General features: G+C 59.5%; 22 protein-coding genes. 15 read left to right on the top strand and 7 right to left on the bottom strand.

From position 1 onward, the window contains the following. On the top strand, nt 1-747 hold the full coding sequence (visR, locus tag AC1DUP_RS07035; protein WP_477832286.1) for a transcriptional regulator VisR: 747 nt from the start codon (nt 1-3) through the stop codon (nt 745-747). Nucleotides 748-907: 160 nt separating this feature from the next. Here visR and AC1DUP_RS07030 read toward each other — a convergent pair whose 3' ends face one another. The 6 genes from AC1DUP_RS07030 to motA all read right to left on the bottom strand — a co-directional run bounded on the left by AC1DUP_RS07030 (nt 908) and on the right by motA (nt 6144). Continuing rightward, nucleotides 908-1348, bottom strand: coding sequence for a hypothetical protein (locus AC1DUP_RS07030; protein WP_113298555.1), 441 nt, complete (start codon nt 1346-1348; stop codon nt 908-910). 5 nt (nt 1349-1353) lie between these two features. Next, on the bottom strand, nt 1354-2433 hold the full coding sequence (gene flhB, locus AC1DUP_RS07025; protein WP_113298556.1) for a flagellar biosynthesis protein FlhB: 1080 nt from the start codon (nt 2431-2433) through the stop codon (nt 1354-1356). A gap of 131 nt (nt 2434-2564) precedes the next feature. Continuing rightward, the gene (fliG, locus tag AC1DUP_RS07020) at nt 2565-3602 is read right to left on the bottom strand and encodes a flagellar motor switch protein FliG (protein ID WP_113298557.1); all 1038 of its coding nucleotides are present in this window, start codon (nt 3600-3602) and stop codon (nt 2565-2567) included. A 28-nt stretch (nt 3603-3630) separates the two neighbouring features. Further along, nucleotides 3631-4257: a flagellar motor switch protein FliN gene (gene fliN / locus AC1DUP_RS07015; protein WP_113298558.1), complete on the bottom strand. Its 627-nt coding sequence runs from the start codon at nt 4255-4257 to the stop codon at nt 3631-3633. 66 nt (nt 4258-4323) lie between these two features. Continuing rightward, on the bottom strand, nt 4324-5271 hold the full coding sequence (locus AC1DUP_RS07010; RefSeq protein ID WP_113298559.1) for a flagellar motor switch protein FliM: 948 nt from the start codon (nt 5269-5271) through the stop codon (nt 4324-4326). Then, nucleotides 5272-6144 carry a flagellar motor stator protein MotA gene (gene motA, locus AC1DUP_RS07005; RefSeq protein WP_113298621.1) on the bottom strand — a complete coding sequence of 291 codons (873 nt, stop codon included), beginning with the start codon at nt 6142-6144 and terminating at the stop codon, nt 5272-5274. It lies immediately after the preceding gene. 249 nt (nt 6145-6393) lie between these two features. On the opposite strand from motA, the gene flgF reads away from it, so the two are divergent. The 13 genes from flgF to fliP all read left to right on the top strand — a co-directional run bounded on the left by flgF (nt 6394) and on the right by fliP (nt 15441). Continuing rightward, nucleotides 6394-7128 carry a flagellar basal-body rod protein FlgF gene (gene flgF, locus AC1DUP_RS07000; RefSeq protein ID WP_113298560.1) on the top strand — a complete coding sequence of 245 codons (735 nt, stop codon included), beginning with the start codon at nt 6394-6396 and terminating at the stop codon, nt 7126-7128. A gap of 15 nt (nt 7129-7143) precedes the next feature. Then, nucleotides 7144-8544, top strand: coding sequence for a flagellar protein export ATPase FliI (gene fliI / locus AC1DUP_RS06995; protein ID WP_113298561.1), 1401 nt, complete (start codon nt 7144-7146; stop codon nt 8542-8544). Nucleotides 8545-8546: 2 nt separating this feature from the next. Continuing rightward, complete coding sequence (locus AC1DUP_RS06990) at nt 8547-9089, top strand: flagellar protein (protein ID WP_113509197.1); 543 nt, start codon at nt 8547-8549, stop codon at nt 9087-9089. A gap of 270 nt (nt 9090-9359) precedes the next feature. Next, the gene (gene flgB, locus AC1DUP_RS06985) at nt 9360-9752 is read left to right on the top strand and encodes a flagellar basal body rod protein FlgB (RefSeq protein WP_113298563.1); all 393 of its coding nucleotides are present in this window, start codon (nt 9360-9362) and stop codon (nt 9750-9752) included. A gap of 4 nt (nt 9753-9756) precedes the next feature. Then, on the top strand, nt 9757-10176 hold the full coding sequence (flgC, locus tag AC1DUP_RS06980) for a flagellar basal body rod protein FlgC (protein WP_113012948.1): 420 nt from the start codon (nt 9757-9759) through the stop codon (nt 10174-10176). Beyond that, complete coding sequence (fliE, locus tag AC1DUP_RS06975) at nt 10176-10517, top strand: flagellar hook-basal body complex protein FliE (protein WP_113298564.1); 342 nt, start codon at nt 10176-10178, stop codon at nt 10515-10517. The genes flgC and fliE overlap by 1 nt, the downstream gene beginning before the upstream one ends. A 19-nt stretch (nt 10518-10536) precedes the next feature. After that, nucleotides 10537-11325 carry a flagellar basal-body rod protein FlgG gene (gene flgG / locus AC1DUP_RS06970; protein ID WP_113298565.1) on the top strand — a complete coding sequence of 263 codons (789 nt, stop codon included), beginning with the start codon at nt 10537-10539 and terminating at the stop codon, nt 11323-11325. 16 nt (nt 11326-11341) lie between these two features. Continuing rightward, a complete protein-coding gene (gene flgA / locus AC1DUP_RS06965; RefSeq protein WP_113298566.1) occupies nt 11342-11824 on the top strand; it encodes a flagellar basal body P-ring formation chaperone FlgA in 483 nt (160 codons plus the stop codon). After that, on the top strand, nt 11821-12942 hold the full coding sequence (locus tag AC1DUP_RS06960) for a flagellar basal body P-ring protein FlgI (RefSeq protein WP_477832285.1): 1122 nt from the start codon (nt 11821-11823) through the stop codon (nt 12940-12942). The genes flgA and AC1DUP_RS06960 overlap by 4 nt, the downstream gene beginning before the upstream one ends. Next, a complete protein-coding gene (locus tag AC1DUP_RS06955; protein ID WP_113306930.1) occupies nt 12939-13478 on the top strand; it encodes a MotE family protein in 540 nt (179 codons plus the stop codon). The genes AC1DUP_RS06960 and AC1DUP_RS06955 overlap by 4 nt, the downstream gene beginning before the upstream one ends. Then, nucleotides 13475-14188 carry a flagellar basal body L-ring protein FlgH gene (gene flgH / locus AC1DUP_RS06950; protein ID WP_113298569.1) on the top strand — a complete coding sequence of 238 codons (714 nt, stop codon included), beginning with the start codon at nt 13475-13477 and terminating at the stop codon, nt 14186-14188. The genes AC1DUP_RS06955 and flgH overlap by 4 nt, the downstream gene beginning before the upstream one ends. 12 nt (nt 14189-14200) lie before the next feature. After that, nucleotides 14201-14707, top strand: coding sequence for a flagellar basal body-associated FliL family protein (locus AC1DUP_RS06945; RefSeq protein ID WP_113298570.1), 507 nt, complete (start codon nt 14201-14203; stop codon nt 14705-14707). Continuing rightward, the gene (gene fliP / locus AC1DUP_RS06940) at nt 14704-15441 is read left to right on the top strand and encodes a flagellar type III secretion system pore protein FliP (RefSeq protein WP_477832284.1); all 738 of its coding nucleotides are present in this window, start codon (nt 14704-14706) and stop codon (nt 15439-15441) included. Before AC1DUP_RS06945 ends, fliP begins: the two co-directional genes overlap by 4 nt. A gap of 107 nt (nt 15442-15548) precedes the next feature. Here the strand turns inward: fliP and AC1DUP_RS06935 are convergent, their stop codons facing one another. After that, complete coding sequence (locus AC1DUP_RS06935; RefSeq protein ID WP_477832283.1) at nt 15549-17471, bottom strand: O-linked N-acetylglucosamine transferase, SPINDLY family protein; 1923 nt, start codon at nt 17469-17471, stop codon at nt 15549-15551. A gap of 402 nt (nt 17472-17873) precedes the next feature. Here AC1DUP_RS06935 and AC1DUP_RS06930 point away from each other — a divergent pair. Beyond that, on the top strand, nt 17874-18581 hold a 708-nt coding region (locus tag AC1DUP_RS06930; protein WP_477832282.1), incomplete at its 3' end, for a flagellin N-terminal helical domain-containing protein.

Here is an 18581-nt window from a genome sequence, read left to right as displayed (position 1 = left end):
ATGGGGCATCAACCAGGCAGGGCGATAAGCAATACGGACCAGATGCGCATGGTCCGTGTGAACAGGATTTCCAGCCGGTCTGACCTTTTCCCGCGCCTGATCGCCATGCAGAAGCTCGCGGATGCGCAGGCTTTCGCCGTTTTTCGCGTCAGCGGCTCCGGCGTGCCGGCAAAGCAGCGGCTGATCTGCGAGCTGGAGAACTGGGGTCCCTCGAATCCCGGCCTCGGCAAAGGTTTCGTCGATGCCCATGGCGAAGCTTTGCTCGACCATATCGATCGCTCGCTGCTGCCTGTGTTCTGGGCCGGTAGCCACGATCACGCAGCCCCGGGCCCTACCGACTTCTCTCCCTTCATGGTGAGACTGAAAGACGGCATGGTGCCTTTCTCCGGTCTTGCCTTTCCGGTGCGTCTCGGCGCTATAGGCAACGGCTTCGTGCTCTTCACCGGCGATGATATCGATCCGTCGAGCGACACAATCATCGAGCTGCACGGCCGCTGCTGCAATGTCATGATGGACCTGCTGTCCCTCGATGAGCGGCGTGCGGCGGCGACAGAAGCACTGAGCGAACGCGAGATCGCCTGTCTTCAGCTTGCCGGCGACGGCCGCATCAGCGAAGAAATCGCCGACAAGCTCGGCCTGTCCGTCCACACGGTGAACGCCTATCTCGGCTCGGCAACGATCAAGCTTGATTCGGTCAACCGCATCCAGGCGATCGCCAAGGCGATACGCTTGGGCTATATCAGCTAGGGCCGTTCCAGCAAACAGCTGCAGCGATCTTGGCTCCGGAATTGCGTGAAAACAAGGAGTTAGAAAATTTCCGCGATTGGAAGAAATGCGGAAATGCTCTAAGAAAGGCAAAGCCCGGCACCTTTCGGGCCGGGCCTGATATTCTGAAGTGGAAAATGCCCTAGCCGGCCAGCGCCTGCGGCTTCGCGACGATATAGCGCGCTTCGTACAGGCTCCTTTGCAGAAAAGCCGTGTTCTCATCCGGATCGACCGAAGCGTTCTGGAAGGAAATATGATTGATCTCGATGCCGGCATGGTCTTCGGCCATCGTCAGTTGCGCGTAGACGGTCACGCCGCGCGGCTTGATTTCGAGATCGAGCACAACTTCGGGCTTGCCGCCCCATTCCAGCGTATAATTTCCACCCAGGCCGAAGTTGACAGTGCCGGGATGGAAAAACAGTTCCGCCGCGGAAGCGACGAGGTCGGCGAGATTGCCGTAATACTCGAAACGCAGCAGAGAAATGAGATCGGATGCGTCCAGAAGCCTGAGCTCGGTTGCGACCGGGCTGATCGCTTCTGCAAGGATTTTTTCACGCTGGGCAGAGTAGGGGCATTTTTTCATTCGACTTATCTTACCCGTTTGTTCTTGGCCTCCGCGGCGTAAACCCGGTGAATGAGTTCCGCGACGGCCTTATAGAAGACTGACGGTATGACACTATCCACCGAGACTTGCGCAAACATGGAGCGTGCGAGAGGCGGATCCTCGAAGACGGGGATGTTGTTCTCCTCGGCGATCTCTCTGATTTTCAACGCAATAAGGTCCTGCCCCTTGGCAAGGACGATCGGCGCGTCGTTTTCCTCGCGTACATAACGCAACGCGACGGCATAGTGCGTCGGGTTGGCGATGACGAGGGTGGCGCGCTGGACACCGGCGATCATGCGCCGGCGGGCGCGGTCACGCATGACAGAGCGTTGCCTGCTCTTGACGAAGGGATCGCCCTGCGACTGTTTGTTTTCTTCCTTCACCTCGTGCTTCGTCATCTTCAGTTCGGTGAACCAATGATATCGCGTCCAGAAGATGTCAGCGATGGCGACAGCGGCGGTGGCGATGAGCATGACGATGATGATCTTGCGCATCGCTGTCATCATGCGAACCATGATCGTCTGCGGATCGGAGAACATTGCATCGATCGAGCCGAAATATTCGCTTCTGAGAACGAAGAAGAGAATCACCCCGACGACGACCACCTTGAACAGTGATTTACCGAATTCGACGAGGCCCGGAAGGCTGAAGAGCCGCGACCATCCCTTGATCGGTGAAATACGCGAGGCCTGCGGACGAATGCGTTCGAGAACCGGCGTCGGCAGGTTCTGAAAGACGGATGAGGCGATACCGAACGCCATGAACATGATGAAGGCAGGGGCCAGAAGCGCAGCCACGGCCCAACCGAGCTTCGCAAAGAGCGAGAGGACGTCAGGCCCTGTCTCGATCTTCCACTGATCTGGCTGCTCGAAGATGTCACGCAGGGTCTCGGCCATGTGTGACGTTGCGTCGGGAAGGAAGAAGACGAGATAGATGAAGGTCGCCAGAATCGTCGCAAAGATCGAGATTTCACGCGAGTGGGGGGTATTACCTTTTTCGGCAGCATCAGACCGCTTTTTCGCGGTCGGGTCTTCTGTTTTGCTGTCCTTGTCTTCATCGGCCAAGTGCGCGGCCCTCCGTCAAAGAAAAAGGCCGCTGCTGATGTGCGGCCTGTTTCCATGAACGGTAGTCTTGTGCGTGCCGGCGATCAACCGCCGCCTTGCTAGCGAGCGGTTTTGTCAACAGCTGCGATCGTTTAGGCCGCTGCTGGGCCGCCCTCTTTGTCCTTGAGCTCGATCTGGCCGGCATTGGCCAGGCGAATCGCTTCCTGTGCGACAGCGCGCCGGGCGATCGCGATCTCGCGCGGATTGACGCCGGCCATGCCGCTCTGCAGATCCGATTCGATCATGCGGCGCTGGCGCGGACTGATGGCGGAAAGCACCGATTCGCGGATTTCGGCCGATGCGCCGCGCAGTGCAACGGTGAGAACGTCGGCCGAAATATCGTTGAGTAGCATGACGCGGCTGCGCTGCGGCATGAACATGAGGTCTTCGAAGAGGAAGATCTTCGGACGAACCTTGTTGACCGCTTCGCGGCTGATCGATTCGAGCGAGGTAAGCAGCGTGTCGACCTGCGGCTTGTCCATTTCGTTCATCAGGTCGGCGACCTTCGTCGAGCCGGATGCGTTGCGTTCCGCGTCGACCTCGGCGAGCAGCGTCATCACCTGGTTTTCGATGATCTGCGCAGCCTTCGGGCTGACGCCCTTCATATTGACCGTGCGGTTCATGATGTCGGCGCGGCGGTTGTCGGGAAGCTGCAGCAGCACCTTTGCGCCAAAGGACGAAGGCATCATGGACAGGATATAAGCGACGGTCTGCGGATGTTCGCGCAGCAGGAACTGAGCGACGAAAGTAGGCTCCGCCTCAGCGAGGCGATCCCAGATTGAGGTTTCGTAGGCCTGGAAGGCGGTACGGCGGCCGAGCAGGCTGTCGACTTCGTCAGGCGTCAGCCCCTCCTCGAGGATGGCCTCGATCGCCTTGGCGTTGTCCATCAGACCGGCGCCTTCGGTGAAGAGATCCTCGAATTCGCCGACGAGCTGAAGAAGCTCGTCCGGCGGGATGGCGCGAAGAGCCTGGGCAGATCCGATGATGGTCTGCAACTCGGCCTGCGTGAAATATTTCAGCAGTCGGCCGGCGACCCCCTTCCCCATAGCGAGAAGAACTGCCGCCGCCTTTTCAGCCTGGGTCAACGGTTTCCCGGCAAGTGCGCCGCCGAAATCGTCAAAGTCCATCATGGTCTAACCTCTCCGTCCCGCACAGGGATCAGGCTTTTTTCGTGCTCAAAACTTCTATCAGTTTTACACCGAATCGGGTGTCGTCATTATCAAGGACCGTAATCTCACCGCGCGCAATCCTGCGGCCGTTCACCATTATTTCGACCGGCTCGCCGATCTTCTTGTCGAGCGCGATAGTAGCACCCTCGGTGAGGTTCATCAGGCCGGAAACCTGCATACGGCTCGTCCCGAGCACGATCTGGACATCGATAGGAATATCCATGATCAGGTCGAAGTTCGAATTCAGTGCGCTGCCGAGCGGTGCCGGAGCGGACTGGAAGGAGTTGCCGCCGAAGCTCGGTGCGGCGCCAAGGCTGGGAGAGCCTGCTGCACCCATGTCTGCGGCATTGCCGCCGAAGTCGCCGCCCCCGAAATCGCTGCCTGCGAAATCGGCGCCGCCGAACGAGGTTTCGCCGGCATCGCCGCCGAAAGGCGAGAGGTCCGTACCTGCTGCGAAAGCATCGTTCTGCAGGTCGTCGCCGAACTGCGGAAGGTCGCTATCCGCATCTTTCTTCAGCACGCCGCGCAGATCGTCGATAGCCTGATCCAGATCGGCTTCACTGCCCGGCATGTCCAGGGAGAGGTCACTATTCTGCTGTGTCTTCTTCGTAGCCATGAAATCACTATTCCAGTTGAAACTTGCCTCAAACTGCCTTTGCGGCGCTGAAAGCGAGAGAACCGATTAATTCATTAAGTGCCGGATCAACTCATCATCCGAATTCATGGTGTCTTTCACTCGCACCATGTAGTTGTCGCCTGAACGCCCGAACTCGCACACATACAATTCTCGGCTGTTGGCGCTGACTTCGACGCGCACGTCGCCGCTGTCGCGGAAGGGAATGACGTCGCCGGCCATCAGTTTGGAAATCGTCCGCAGCGTCAGATCCTGCAGGCGGATCTTCGCTTCGAGCGTCACCTGCGACCGGCGAACCTGGTCGCCGATCTGCTCCGTCCACTCCGGCGACTTGCTCGGCTGCTTCTTAGCCTTCGGGGCCGAAACCTTGGTCTTGAGCAGCGCCGCTTGGGGGACGATCAGGCTGAATTCGGACGTGATGCCGGCAAGCGTGATCGACATGTTGATCGCAGCCGCGAATTCATCCGGACGGTCTTCCGGCGGACGGATGCGTGCGTCAAGAGCGAAGGGAGCCGACAGGCTGGGCTCGAAGCCGCCCGGCGCGTTGACGGCCGAACGCAGCACCTTGGAAATCTTGTCGAACACCATGACGGCGAGATCGAGCTCGATAATGGAGAGAAGCCGGTCGGCCGGCTCCTCGATCGTTTCGGCGGTAGCGCCAAGCAGATGTTCCATCAGGGTAATGACGAAACCGTTGCCGCAGCCGATCGTGATGTTCTGGGACCAGTTGCGCAGCGTCGCATCGACGAGCGTCATATTGGTGCTGAGATCGTCGATCAGATGATTCTTGTAGCCTATCTCGCAGCCGAGATAGCCGACTGTCACATCGAGGCCGGTTTCGCTCTTCAGGATGTCGGGAAGGAATTCGCTGTAGATATCGCCGAAGGAACTGCAGAGCTTGGCAACCCTGCCCTTGTCGCCAAGACCGCCGGTCAATTTGGCAAGAAGGACAGGATCCATTGTCTGGTTGTCATGCGAAGCATTGCTCATAGTCATTTAAGCTGCCTTGTTTTCGCCACCTGGGTTCATCATTTCCTGCTCCACTGCGTCGATCGACGGGCGTTCATACGCTGAGATCGTCTTGCGGCCGTATTCGAGGGCGACCTGCGGCACCGAGCCGTTCATGTAGGCAAGCAGGGTCTGCTTGACGACGACGTAGAGGCGGTGCTGCTTTGAGCGGACGATCTTGATCTGGGAAACGATCGGGGAGCAGACGCAGTAGGAAAGCAGAATTCCGAGGAATGTGCCGACGAGTGCCGAACCGATGAGGTGGCCGAGCACTTCCGGCGAGTCGTTGATATGCGCCATGGCCTTGATGACGCCGAGAACCGCCGCGACGATGCCGATGGCCGGGAACGCGTCGCCCATTGTCTGGATTGCGTGGTAAGGCTTCAGCTTGTCATGAAGGATGGTGTTGATTTCTTCGTCCATCAGCGCCTCGATCTCGTGAGAGCGGGCGTTGCCGATGATGATCAGGCGCACGTAGTCGCAGATGAAGGCCGTCAGTTCCTTGTTCTTCAGAACCGTCGGTGCCTGCTGGAAGATCGTCGATTCGGCCGGGTTGTCGATATGCGCTTCGATTTCGTTGCGCGACTTCGTACGCAGGTCGCGCATCAGCGAATAAAGGACACCAAGCGTGTCGAGGTAGTTGCGTTCCTTGGGAACGGAATGCTTGAAGGCCTCGCCGAGCGCCTTGCCGGAGTCCTTCACCACCTTCATGGGGTTGGCCATGATGAAGCTGCCGAGACCGGCGCCGCCGATGATCACGAATTCGAAGGGCTGAAAAAGAGCATCGATTTCGCCGCCCATCGCCATGAAGCTACCGATGATACAGCCGCAGACAACTACAAATCCGATAATAATATTCATCGTCAGCCCAATCTGAACGTTGCTTTTCTTTGCGACGGATAGGGTTTGTGCCTTGCGTGAGGCTGATGAACGCGGCTTTTGCGCATTCATTTGCGCTACCAGCTTCGCACAAGGATTTACCTTCATATTGAACGTGACGAGTGGGCCTATGCGCGCCCATGTCTGAGATGCCGCTCAGCGGAACCCGTGGCCGAACTAAAAGGAGCCCGGTGTTTCGTCCCGTTTATCGCCAATGTGGAGCTTACCGACATGCAATCCGGTCTTTACGTTTCCCTGTCGTCGCAGATGGCCCTCGAAAAACGCCTGACGACGATCGCCGACAACATGGCCAACGTGAACACGACTGGTTTTCGCGGCACCGAGGTAAAGTTCGATGAAATGTTGGCGAACAACGAGAACAAGACGAACACCAAGGTCGCCTTCGTCTCTCAGGGCAACGACTACTTGGACACCAGTCATGGCGAAATGCAGCACACCGGCAACATGCTCGACTTCGCCATCAAGGGCAATGCCTGGTTCTCTCTCGACACGCCGGCCGGCCGCGTTCTGACGAGGGACGGCCGCTTCACGATCCGTGACACCGGCGAGCTGGTTTCCACCCGCGGCTATCCGGTTCTCGATGCAGGCGGTGCGCCGATCGTACTCAACACTGGCGGCGGCGAACCGAAAGTCGGCACGGATGGCATCATTTATCAGAATGACCGGCAGGTCGGTTCACTCGGCCTCTTCGAAGCAGATATCGACAAGGGTTACCTGCGCTACGAAAACAGCGGCATCATGACGACCGAGCAGCCGCGCGCTGTCGTCGACCGCTTCAACGTCGGTGTGGAGCAGGGCTATCTTGAAAATTCCAACGTCAATGCGATGCACGAGATGACGCAGCTCATCGAGGTCAACAGGGCGTTCGACAGCGTCTCGTCGCTGATGCGCGATAGCGAAGACTCCTTCAAGGAAGCGGTCCAGACGCTGGGCGGCAGCCGTTAAGGCAGGGTGTGAAGCATGAACACCACCCTGTTGACTGAGGACGCGCTCTCGCCGAAGCTCACACATCTCGGCGAGCTTGCAAAACGCTACGCCTCGCCGGAATTCTCGGTGACACATGGCGGTCGGGTGCACACGATCGCCGCCGGCCATTATACCGTCCGCGGCCTTTCCCGGCATGTACGCCTCGGCGAGTTCGTGGCGCATAAATCCGCGACGGGCATCCATCTCGGCGAAGTGGTCAAGGTGGAGCCGGATCTGATCTATGTCTGCCCTATCGAACCGGGCGAGCCGATCGGCATCCACGACGTCGTCATTCGCAAGGGTGCTTTCCGCATCTCTCCGTCAGATAGCTGGTGCGGCCGCACCATCAATTCCCTCTGCGAGCCGATCGACGGTCTCGGCCCGATCACCGAAAGCCTGGACCGCCGTTCGATCTCGAACACCGCGCCGCCTTCGATGACGCGTCAGCGCGTCGAAAACGGCTTCAAGACCGGCGTGCGCGCGATCGATATCTTCTCGCCGCTCTGCCTCGGTCAGCGTCTCGGCATTTTCGCCGGCTCGGGCGTCGGCAAGTCGACGCTGCTGTCGATGCTGGCCCGCGCCGACGCCTTCGACAAGGTGGTAATCGCGCTGGTCGGCGAACGCGGTCGCGAAGTCCGTGAATTCATCGAGGATACGCTCGGCAGCGATATGAAGAAGGCGATCGCCGTCGTTGCCACCAGCGATGAGAGCCCGATGCTGCGCAAGATGGCGCCGCTGACAGCCGTGACGATCGCCGAGCACTTTCGCGACAAGGGCGAAAACGTTCTCTTCATCATCGATAGTGTTACGCGTTTTGCCCACGCGATCCGCGAAGTGGCGACCGCTTCCGGCGAGCCGCCGATCGCCCGCGGCTATCCGGCTTCCGTCTTCACGGAGCTGCCGCGTCTTCTGGAACGCGCCGGTCCCGGTCAGGAAGGCGCCGGCACCATCACCGCAATCATCTCCATCCTCGTCGATGGCGACAATCATAACGACCCGATCGCCGACTCCACGCGCGGTATTCTGGACGGTCATATCGTTCTCCAGCGAAGCCTGGCGGAGGAGGGGCGCTATCCACCGATCGATCCGCTCGCATCCATCTCGCGTCTTGCCCGCAAGGCCTGGACTCCGGATCAGGAGAAGCTGGTTTCCCGCCTCAAGGTTCTGATCCACCGCTTCGAGGAAACGCGCGACCTGCGCCTTATCGGCGGCTACCGTCCGGGCGCCGATCCCGATCTCGACATGGCGGTCAAGCAGGTGCCGATCATCTATGACGTCCTGAAACAGTCTCCGGGAGACCGCGAATCGCTTGATGCCTTCGCCGATCTTGCCGGTGCTCTCAAGGCCGCCGCCGGCGTACCGACTCCGAGTGCGCCTATTCAAAGGAGGGCCTGATCATGGCCGATTTCGAAGACGAACGGATCGCGGCGCTGAAAGAGCGTAACAAGGCAGTGCTGCTCGATCGCGCGCTGACCTTCTTGGGTCTGGCACTTGCCGGCGCTTCCGCCTTCTTCCCCTGGTACGTCTTCTTCAACGAGGACAAGTTTGGCATCAGCGTCGCCGATAGCAATGCCTCGCGTGAATTGCCGGACTGGCCGGCACGCAACGTCTTCAGCGTTTCACCGCTCGCCATGGTCAACAAGAAGGATGAAGGTAAGAAAGTCCCACCGATCGACAATATGACGACGGCAACCGTTTCCGAACTCGGCAAGGAGCGCGACGGCGACGCCTCGATGGAAGATCAGCCTTTCCCCGGCAAAGGCTCTTTCCGTTTGCTGCACGTGGCCAACGGCCGAGCGCTCATTGAAGATCCCTCGGGAATGTATGTCGTGCGCGTCGGCTCGATCCTGCCTGACGAAAGCCGCCTTGCCACATTGGAACAGCGCGATGGCAAATGGGTGATCGTCACCTCCAAGGGTGAAATCTACCAGAACAACTGAAGCATGCCGCGCAAAAGTGTGCGGCGGTTTTTGCGATACCAGCATGCGAAAACAAAGCCTGAGGCGCGGCAGACGATCCTGGGGATCGCGACGCGCTTCAGTTCAGGCAAAAAGACGAATCGCTGCGAGGTCCTGTCGGAGAACGGCCGGGCGGCGGTTGGCCGGTGTCTGCAAGTAATCTCGAAGAATGGCTTGTAAAGCCTGCATTTACCGTAAGTCCCACGCAAGATTACCGCCCTAGGTTCGGCGTAGTAAAAACGGAGAGTTCTCATGCAACCGATTCAACTTTTCGACTTGGCTTCAAAGCAGGCGGAATGGCTGACGATTCGTCAGGAGGTTGTTGCCGGCAACATCGCGAATGCAAACACGCCGAAGTTCCGTGCGAAGGACGTAACGCCTTTTCAGGCGGTGCTCGATCAGTCGGACGTGACCATGGCACGTACCAATCCGATGCATCTGAGCGGCAACAATTTCAGCACCGGCAGCGACATCGACGTGAAGGATGCCGCGCTCGACCAGGAAATCGGCGTTCAGGAATCCGGCAACACCGTCGGTGTGGCCGAAGAACTCTCCAAGTCCGGCGAGATCAAGCGTCAGTACGACCTGAACACCTCGCTGGTCAGTTCCTTTCATCGAATGATGTTGATGACGCTAAGGAAATAGGCTCATGGATCCGCTCTCAGCAGCAATGAAAATCGCAGGCTCCGGGCTCGAATCGCAGTCGACACGTCTGCGTATCGTCTCGGAAAACATCGCCAACGCCCGTTCGACCGGCGATACGCCAGGCGCCGACCCCTATCGCCGCAAGACGATCACCTTCGGCCAGCAGCTTGACCGCACCAGCGGCGTCGAGACCGTCAACGTCAAGAAGATCGGTACCGACGAAGGCGATTTCACCAAGGAATACGACCCGAGCAATCCGGCTGCGGACGAGAAGGGCATCGTCAAGATGCCAAACGTCAACATCCTGATCGAGATGGCCGACATGCGCGAAGCCAACCGCTCGTATGACGCCAATCTGCAGACGATCAAGCAGACTCGCGACCTCATTTCATCGACGATCGATCTCCTGAAGAGCGGACAGTAATGATCAGCAGCGTACAGAATGTAAGCAATCTTTCGATGACCCGCGCCCTGGGCGCCGTCGATACCGAAAACTCCGCCTCCTCTTCGACCGCAACCTCATCTGCTGCGGCCGGTGCATCCGGCGGCGTGAGCTTCGCCTCCGTCATGGGCAACATGGCGACCGAAGCCGTCAGCAGCCTGAAGGGCGCGGAAAACATGTCCTTTGCCGGCATCAAAGGCACGGCTTCCACGCGCGAAGTCGTCGATTCCATGCTGCAGGCGGAGCAGACCCTCCAGACTGCAATTGCCATTCGCGACAAGGTCGTCTCGGCCTTCCTCGAAGTCACCAAGATGCAGATGTAACTGATTTGAGGACGAACACATGAGAGCGCTCGCCATCGCAGCAACGGGCATGGATGCCCAACAGACCAACCTGGAAGTCATCGCGAACAACATCGCGAACATCAATACGACCGGTTTCAAGCGCGCCCGCGCCGAGTTCACCGATCTTCTCTACCAGACTGAACGTGCCAAGGGTGTCGCCAACCGCGCCAACCAGGCTGTCGTTCCCGAAGGCGCCAATATCGGTCTCGGCGTCCAGACCTCGGCGGTGCGCAACCTGCATCTGCAGGGCGAATTGACCCAGACCGGCAACGACCTCGACGTCGCAATCGTCGGCAAGGGCTTCTTCCAAATCCAGTCGACGGATGGCACGACGCTTTATAGCCGCGCCGGTGCGCTCAACAAGAACGACCAGGGCCAGCTCGTCAACATCGACGGCTATGAAGTCATCCCCGGCGTCACTATTCCGCAGGGCTCCACCGAGCTGACGATCAGCCGCTCCGGCGAAATCACCGCCAAGCTGCCCGGTCAGACGACTCCGACCACTCTCGGCCAGCTTACGCTCGCCGACTTCGTCAACGAAGCCGGCTTGCAGCCGATCGGCGACAACCTCTTCCAGGAAACGCCGGCCTCCGGCGAAGCTGTCATCAGCAATCCCGACGAAGACAATATGGGCTATCTCAAGCAGGGTTACCTGGAATCCTCGAACGTCGATCCGGTCAAGGAAATCACCGAGCTGATATCGGCCCAGCGCGCTTATGAAATGAATTCCAAGGTGATCACGACCGCTGATGAAATGGCATCCATCGTCAGCAAGAACCTGAAGTAAGAGGGAAGGGCCGAACATGACGTTTCGCCGGGCAGGACACGTCCAGGGATGGGTGGCTGCGGCCACAATCGCAATCGCCGGCATGTTCATGCCGGCAGCAGCGGATGCCGGCATGGGTTATGCCGTCGTCCCGACGACGATCATCTACCCCGGCGACACGATTTCGAGCGGCCAGCTTCAGGAGGTCGAGGTCACCAATCCTAACCTCAGTGGAGACTATGCAAAATCGGTCTCCCAGGTCGAAGGGCTTGTTTCCAAGCGCACGCTCCTGCCGGGCCGGACGATTTCGGTCTCCGCCCTGCGCGAGCCTTATACGGTCACGCGCGGTTCCAATATCCGCCTGGTATTCCAGCTTGGCCAGATGACCATTTCCGCTGCCGGCTCGCCTCTCGAAGATGGTGCGACCGGCCAGATGATCCGTGCACGCAATATGGATTCCGGCATCATCGTCAGCGGCACCGTGCTCGCCGACGGTACGGTCCATGTGAGGGCAAAATGAAGTTCTTCTTTCGCATTCTGAGCCTGGTTGCGGTTCTGGCGATGAGCCTGACCGATGTCACGCCTGCATGGGCGCTGACATCCCGCATCAAGGACATTGCCTCGCTTCAGGCCGGCCGCGACAACCAGCTCATCGGCTATGGCCTTATTGTCGGCCTGCAGGGAACCGGCGATGGTTTCCGTGCTTCGCCCTTCACCGAGCAGTCCATGCGCGCGATGCTGCAGAACCTCGGCATCTCCACGCAGGGCGGCCAGTCGAACGCCAAGAATACGGCCGCCGTCATGGTCACCGCCAACCTGCCGCCCTTCGCCAGTCCCGGCAGCCGCATCGACGTGACGGTCAGCTCGCTCGGCGATGCGACGTCGCTGCGCGGCGGCACGCTTGTCATGACCTCGCTGTCAGGCGCCGACGGCCAGATCTATGCCGTCGCCCAGGGCGCCGCCATCGTCACCGGCTTTCAGGCTCAGGGACAGGCCGCGACCGTGACCGAGGGTGTGACGACGGCCGGCCGTGTGCCGGGTGGCGCCATCATCGAGCGCGAGCTGCCGTCCCGCTTCAAGGATTCGGTCAACCTCGTCCTGCAGCTCCGCAACCCGGACTTCTCCACCGCAATCCGCATTGCTGATATCGTCAACGGCTACGCCAAGGCCCGCTTCGGCGGTCCGGTCGCGGAAGCCAAGGATTCGCAGGAAGTCGTCATCGAGAAGCCGCGCGAGGCCGATCTGACACGCCTTATGGCCGATATCGAAAACCTCGTGGTCGAAACCGACACGCCGGCCAAGGTCGTCATCAACGAACGTACCGGCACGATCGTCATCGGCTCGGATGTTCGCGTCTCGCCGGTTGCCGTCAGCTACGGCACATTGACCGTGCAGGTCACCGAAACGCCACAGATCATCCAGCCGGAGCCCTTCTCGCGCGGTGAGACGGCTGTCCAGCCGCAGACGGATATCCAGGCACAGAAAACGGGCGGGCGGGTCGCGATCATCGACGGTCCTGACCTTCGCACCCTCGTTGCCGGTCTCAACAACATCGGCGTCAAACCGGATGGCATCATCGCCATTCTCCAGGGCATCAAATCTGCAGGCGCCCTGCAAGCGGAGCTTGTGCTGCAATGATCAAGATCAAGAACGAGAACCCGATCGTCGAATTGTTGCGCCGGCTGGCTTTGCCGGCCGCAGGCTTGGTGCTGCTTACCATTCCCGGCGCCTTCGCCCAGGAAGTGGCGCCGCTCGGCGACATCACCTCGACGGACGAGGTCAAGCAGTTCTGCACGAATATTGCCGATCCCGCGCGCGATCAGCGCTATCTCCTGCAGAAGCAGGAGCTCGAGAAGTTGCGCGCCGATATCGACGGTCGCATTGCCGAGATGGACAAGCGCAAGGCCGAATATCAGGATTGGCTGAAGCGGCGTGATGATTTCCTCAAGCAGGCTGAGGCCGGCTTGACGGATATCTACAAGAAGATGAAGCCGGATGCGGCAGCCCTGCAGTTGCAGGACGTCAGGCCCGAACTGGCGGCCGCCGTCATCATGCGGCTCGGACCGCGCCAGTCCAGCCTGATCCTGAACGAAATGGACTCCACCAAGGCTGCCAGTATCGCCGGCATCATCGCAAGTGCGTCTGATCCCAATACCTCGAAGGATCCTTCATGAATAAGCGTTTACCGGCTGTGGTCGCCGCCGTTGCCCTCCTTGCGGGCTGCCAGTCCACGGCAGTCAACGAGATCGGCCGCGCGCCTGCCATGAGCCCGATCGGCAGCGGTCTCGCCTACGGCCAAACGCCGCAGATGGCGCTCTATCCGAAGCAGCCGCGCGCTGTCGCCCAGGGCTATTCGCTGTGGAGCGATTCACAGGCTGCGCTCTTCAAGGATGCGCGCGCCCTGAACGTCGGCGACATTCTGACGGTTGATATCCAGATCAACGACAAGGGATCCTTCGACAATGAGACCAACCGCAGCCGCAAGAATTCGAGCGGCATGAACTGGGATGTCAACGCCCAGGTCTTCGGCTGGACGCCACAGTCCAAGACGGACCTGACTTACGGCTCCGACACGAGCACCGACGGCAAGGGTAAGATCGAGCGCACCGACAAGCTCAACCTTCTGGTTGCCGCTGTTGTCACCGGCATTCTCGAAAACGGCAACCTGGTCATCAGCGGTTCGCAGGAAGTTCGCCTGAACCAGGAGCTGCGCATCCTCAACGTCGCCGGTATCGTGCGTCCGCAGGACGTCAATGCCGACAACCAGATCTCCTACGACAAGATCGCCGAAGCCCGCATCTCCTACGGTGGCCGCGGCCGCCTGATGGAAGTGCAGCAGCCGCCGCGCGGCCAGCAGGCTGTCGATCTTTTCTCGCCACTCTGAGGCTGAACCAAGATGGCAGACAACGAAACAGGCGAAGGCAAGAAAAAGAAGTCGGGCGGCATGGTGATGACGATCATCGGCCTTGCCGTGCTGACGCTCGTCGGCGCCGGCGGCGGCTGGGCGGTCGGCAACATGGTGGCCCCGAACATCCGCAGCGCCGCGGAGGCCGAGCAGGCCAAGGAGGCCGAGGCCAAGAAGAAGGCCGAGGGCGGTCTTCCGAAAATCGCTAACGAAGCCAATAACATCGTGCTGCTCGACCCGGTCACGTCGAACCTCGCTTATCCCTCGGAAAACTGGATCCGACTCGAGGTGGCGCTGATGTTCAACGGACCGCCGGATGTCAAGGTCGCCGAGGATATTCACCAGGATATCCTCGCTTACGTCAGGACCATTTCCCTTCAGCAGATCGAAGGGCCGCGCGGCTTTCAATATCTCAAGGATGACATCCAGGAACGTGTTGACCTTCGCTCTCAAGGGCGCGTATCGAAGGTCATGTTCAGGACCTTTGTCATCGAATGATTCGACTCGTAGTTTTCCTTGCCGCCATGATGGCGGTGCCGGAACTGGCAGTGGCCCAGCAGCTGCCGACTGATCTATTGAACATTCCGGTCGACGGCTCCGCCGCCGCCTGGATCATCAGGACATTCGGCCTCCTGACCGTGCTTTCGGTCGCGCCGGGCATCCTCATCATGGTGACGAGCTTCCCGCGCTTCATCATCGCCTTTTCGATCCTGCGTTCGGGCATGGGCCTCTCTTCGACCCCATCGAACATGATCCTTCTCTCGCTTTCGCTGTTCATGACCTTCTACGTCATGTCGCCGACCTTCGATAAGGCTTGGCAGGACGGCGTTCAGCCACTGCTCGCCAACCAGGTCGACGAGGCGACGGCAGTTCAGCGCATTGCCGAGCCGTTCCGCACCTTCATGTCTGCCAATACCCGCGACAAGGATCTGGCGCTCTTTGCCGATCTTGCCCGCGAGCGCGGCCAGAATATCCGGACGACCGAGCCGATCGACTACCGCATCCTTCTTCCCGCCTTCATGATCTCGGAGATCCGGCGCGGTTTCGAAATCGGCTTCCTCATCGTCCTGCCCTTCCTCGTCATCGACCTGATCGTTGCGACGATCACCATGGCCATGGGCATGATGATGCTGCCGCCGACATCGATCTCTCTGCCGTTCAAGATCCTTTTCTTCGTGTTGATCGACGGCTGGAACCTTCTGGTCGGCAGTCTCGTGCGCTCTTTCAGCTGACGGGCAAAGGCGAGCCCGCCGTCTCGCATTTTCTGTCCTCTCACAAACACAAAACCCGCCGGAGCGATCCGGCGGGTTTTGTGTTGCTGGATGCGCCCAAGCCGGCCTCAGCTGTTCGAACCAAAGGGCTCGGTGCGCGGCGGCAGTGCCGGAACGTCGATATGGTCGGGGCCGAGGCCCTGCTTGGCCCGCTCGGTCATCAGCTCATAGGCATGTTCGAGATGGTGGCAGAAGCGTTCGGCATCGAAGAGGGGCGCGATATAGCGCTTCTCCCGCAGATGCTCCTTGTATGCGGTGACGCGCTCGGGGTTGAGCGCAAGCTCGACGGCGAGGTCCTCATAGGCCTTGATGTCCTCGGCAACGAGTTCCGGCAGATCGATCGCTCTCAGCAGGCTTTCGCTGACGCGTGATGCGAAGTTGGTGCCCTTCACGGTTAGAACGGGAAGACCGCCCCAGAGCTGTTCCGAAGTGGTGGTGTGTCCGTTGACAGGGAAGGTATCGATGCCGAGGTCGGCCGCCTGCTGACGGCTGATATGCTGTTCGTAGTGCGCGCGCGGGCAGAAGATGATCCGCTTGGGCGAGATGCCGCCGGCCTGGAAGCGGTCCAGCAGATTTGCCTGGTTGCGCGCGGTATTCGCCATCAGCCAGAGCACGCTGTTCGGCGCGCGCTTGAGAATCCTGCACCAGCTGTCGACGACTTCAGCGGTGATCTTACGGTTACCGTTGAAGGATGCGAAGATGAAGGCATCTTCCGGCAGGCCCAGCTGCTCGCGCGTGACCGGCTGCGGTTGCGGCCGGTTCGCCGGATCGTTCGGCTGGTAGCTCTCCGGCATGCGCAGGAATTTCTCGTGGTAGAAGGGCTTGGCGACGTCAGGCAGCACCGAGTGATCGCCGATGACGTAGTCGAGGTCGACATTGAGCGTGCTGCCGGGAAAGCCCAGCCAGGCGACTTGGATCGGCGCCAGCGGCAGGTTGAAGGAAACGGCACGGCTGCCGGAAGTATGACCCTTCAGATCGACCATGATGTCGATATTTTCCATACGGACGGTTTTGAAGATCGCCTCGTCCGATAGGCCGTAGATGTCTATGACCTTGCCCCAACGGCTGCGGTCGGTCGTGTTGTTGTTCAGCTTGTGCTCCGCCAGCGTGTGGTCGAAGAGCGTGATTTCGAAGCGGTTGCGATCGTGAAGCTCAAGGACGCGCTGCAGCAGCTTCATCGTCGCGTGCTTGTCCCAGAAGTCCGAGGACATGTAGCCGATGCGGATCTTGTCCGACCATGTATGGGGCAGGCCGCGCCGGTAAGCCACGCGGGCGGGATCGAGTGGTTTCGTGCCGATAGCGGCATGGCGGTTATAATCTTCGTTGCCGCACCAGTGCAGATGATAGAACGGGTTGTCCTTCTTGAGCACATCGATGTCGTTCTTGACCAGGGCGGCGTCGATGAAAGCCTGATGCTTGCTGATTTCGCTGAACTCGTTGAATTCGCGCAGGCAGACGAGATAAAGGAACCGGAAAGCAAGATTGTTCGGATAGCGACGGAAGAGATTGCGGGCGAGCGTCTGGTTCGTCTCGTCCATGAGGTCGTCGTTGAGCAACTGCGCGGCAAGGCGCGAATGCTCCGGATTCTGGCTCTCGGACAGCACCTTCTTGAAGGGGCGCAGCAGATCCCGCTGCTGCCTGCCAAGATAAACCGAGGCGATGGTGAAGGCGAGTTCCGGATCTTCCTGCGCCTTGGAAAGGTTGCGCATGGCGATCAGAAGCGCTTCGTCCTCGTTGCCGGCCTCAAGGTGGATCTTCGCGGCAGTCTTCAGATATTCGAGCGAACCCTGTCCGGCGCAATCGGCCGCCAGGCAGTAGGATCTGGCAGCATCGGTCTTGAAGCCCAGTTGCAGCAGGTTCTTGGCCAGGAGAGCGTAGGTTTTGGCGTCCTTCTGTGTATCGATGAGCTGGTTGAGCGTCGCCAGGGACTGTGTGTAGCGGCCTGCCTGATAATCTCGGGATGCCGCCGAGAACGAAACTTTGCTGTTCAAAACCTAACTCCGTAAGGAAATGTTCCGGCATGAAATGTGACCGACGGGACGCGCAATCAGGCCCTCCCGCAGAATGCAGGTTGCCCGACGATACTATCCCGGCTTCTGCCACATTGGCATTCGAAGCTTGCTTGAAACCGGTGCGGACGAATGCCCGCTTTCCGCGAAAGCTGCGATTTCGAAGATTGATTCAACCAACATTAACCATGCAATTGAAGCGGCTTGGCCGGGAGCTCCGCTTTTAAGAAGTTGGCAAGTATTGGCTGCGAGATTGCCCTGGACATGACGGGTTTGGGCCAAGAAACAAAGGCACCGAGTGGCATGAAGCTGGTCCGTCATCGCCGGTATTTATAGTCCGGTATGTCCTCCTTTTTTGTATCTAGTTTTCTAGGGGACACACTTATGACGAGCATTAACACGAACAATTCCGCCCAGGCAGCTCTCCAGACGCTGCGTAACGTCAACCAGGGCCTCAACAGCACGCAGAACCACGTTTCCACGGGCTACCGCGTCGGCAAGGCTTCCGACAACGCTGCCTACTGGTCGATCGCAACGACCATGCGTTCGGACAACAAGGCTCTCGGTGCCGTTTCCGACGCTCTCGGCCTCGGTGCTGCAAAGGTTGACACTGCCTACACCGCCATGGACAGCGCCATCGACGTCGTCGGCGAAATCAAGGCCAAGCTTGTTGCCGCAACTGAAAACGGCGTCGACAAGAAGAAGGTCCAGGAAGAAATCGACCAGCTGCAGGACCAGCTGGTGAGCATCGCTCAGTCGGCTTCCTTCTCCGGTGAAAACTGGGTTGCCGGTGCCACCAGCACCAAGAGCGTCGTTTCCTCCTTCGTTCGCGAYGGTTCGAACGGCGTTTCCGTCAAGATGACCGACTAYGCCCTGTCCACCGCATCGAACGGCAACGTTCTGTTCGGCATGACCACGACCGGTGCGATCGAAACCACCTCGGGCATCCTCGGCACGACCAGCGGTACGATCGGCTCGGTCTACTCGCTCGACATCACGTCCTTCGGTCAGGCCGAACTCGGTCTCGCTCTGACCAACGTCGAAAACGCTCTGAAGGCGATGACCTCTGCCGGTGCAAAGCTCGGTTCGATC

The organism is Rhizobium sp. 01L419, assembly GCF_056400025.1.
The sequence above is the reverse complement of the archived record's forward strand: the minus strand, read 5'-3'. Positions and strand labels throughout refer to the sequence as shown.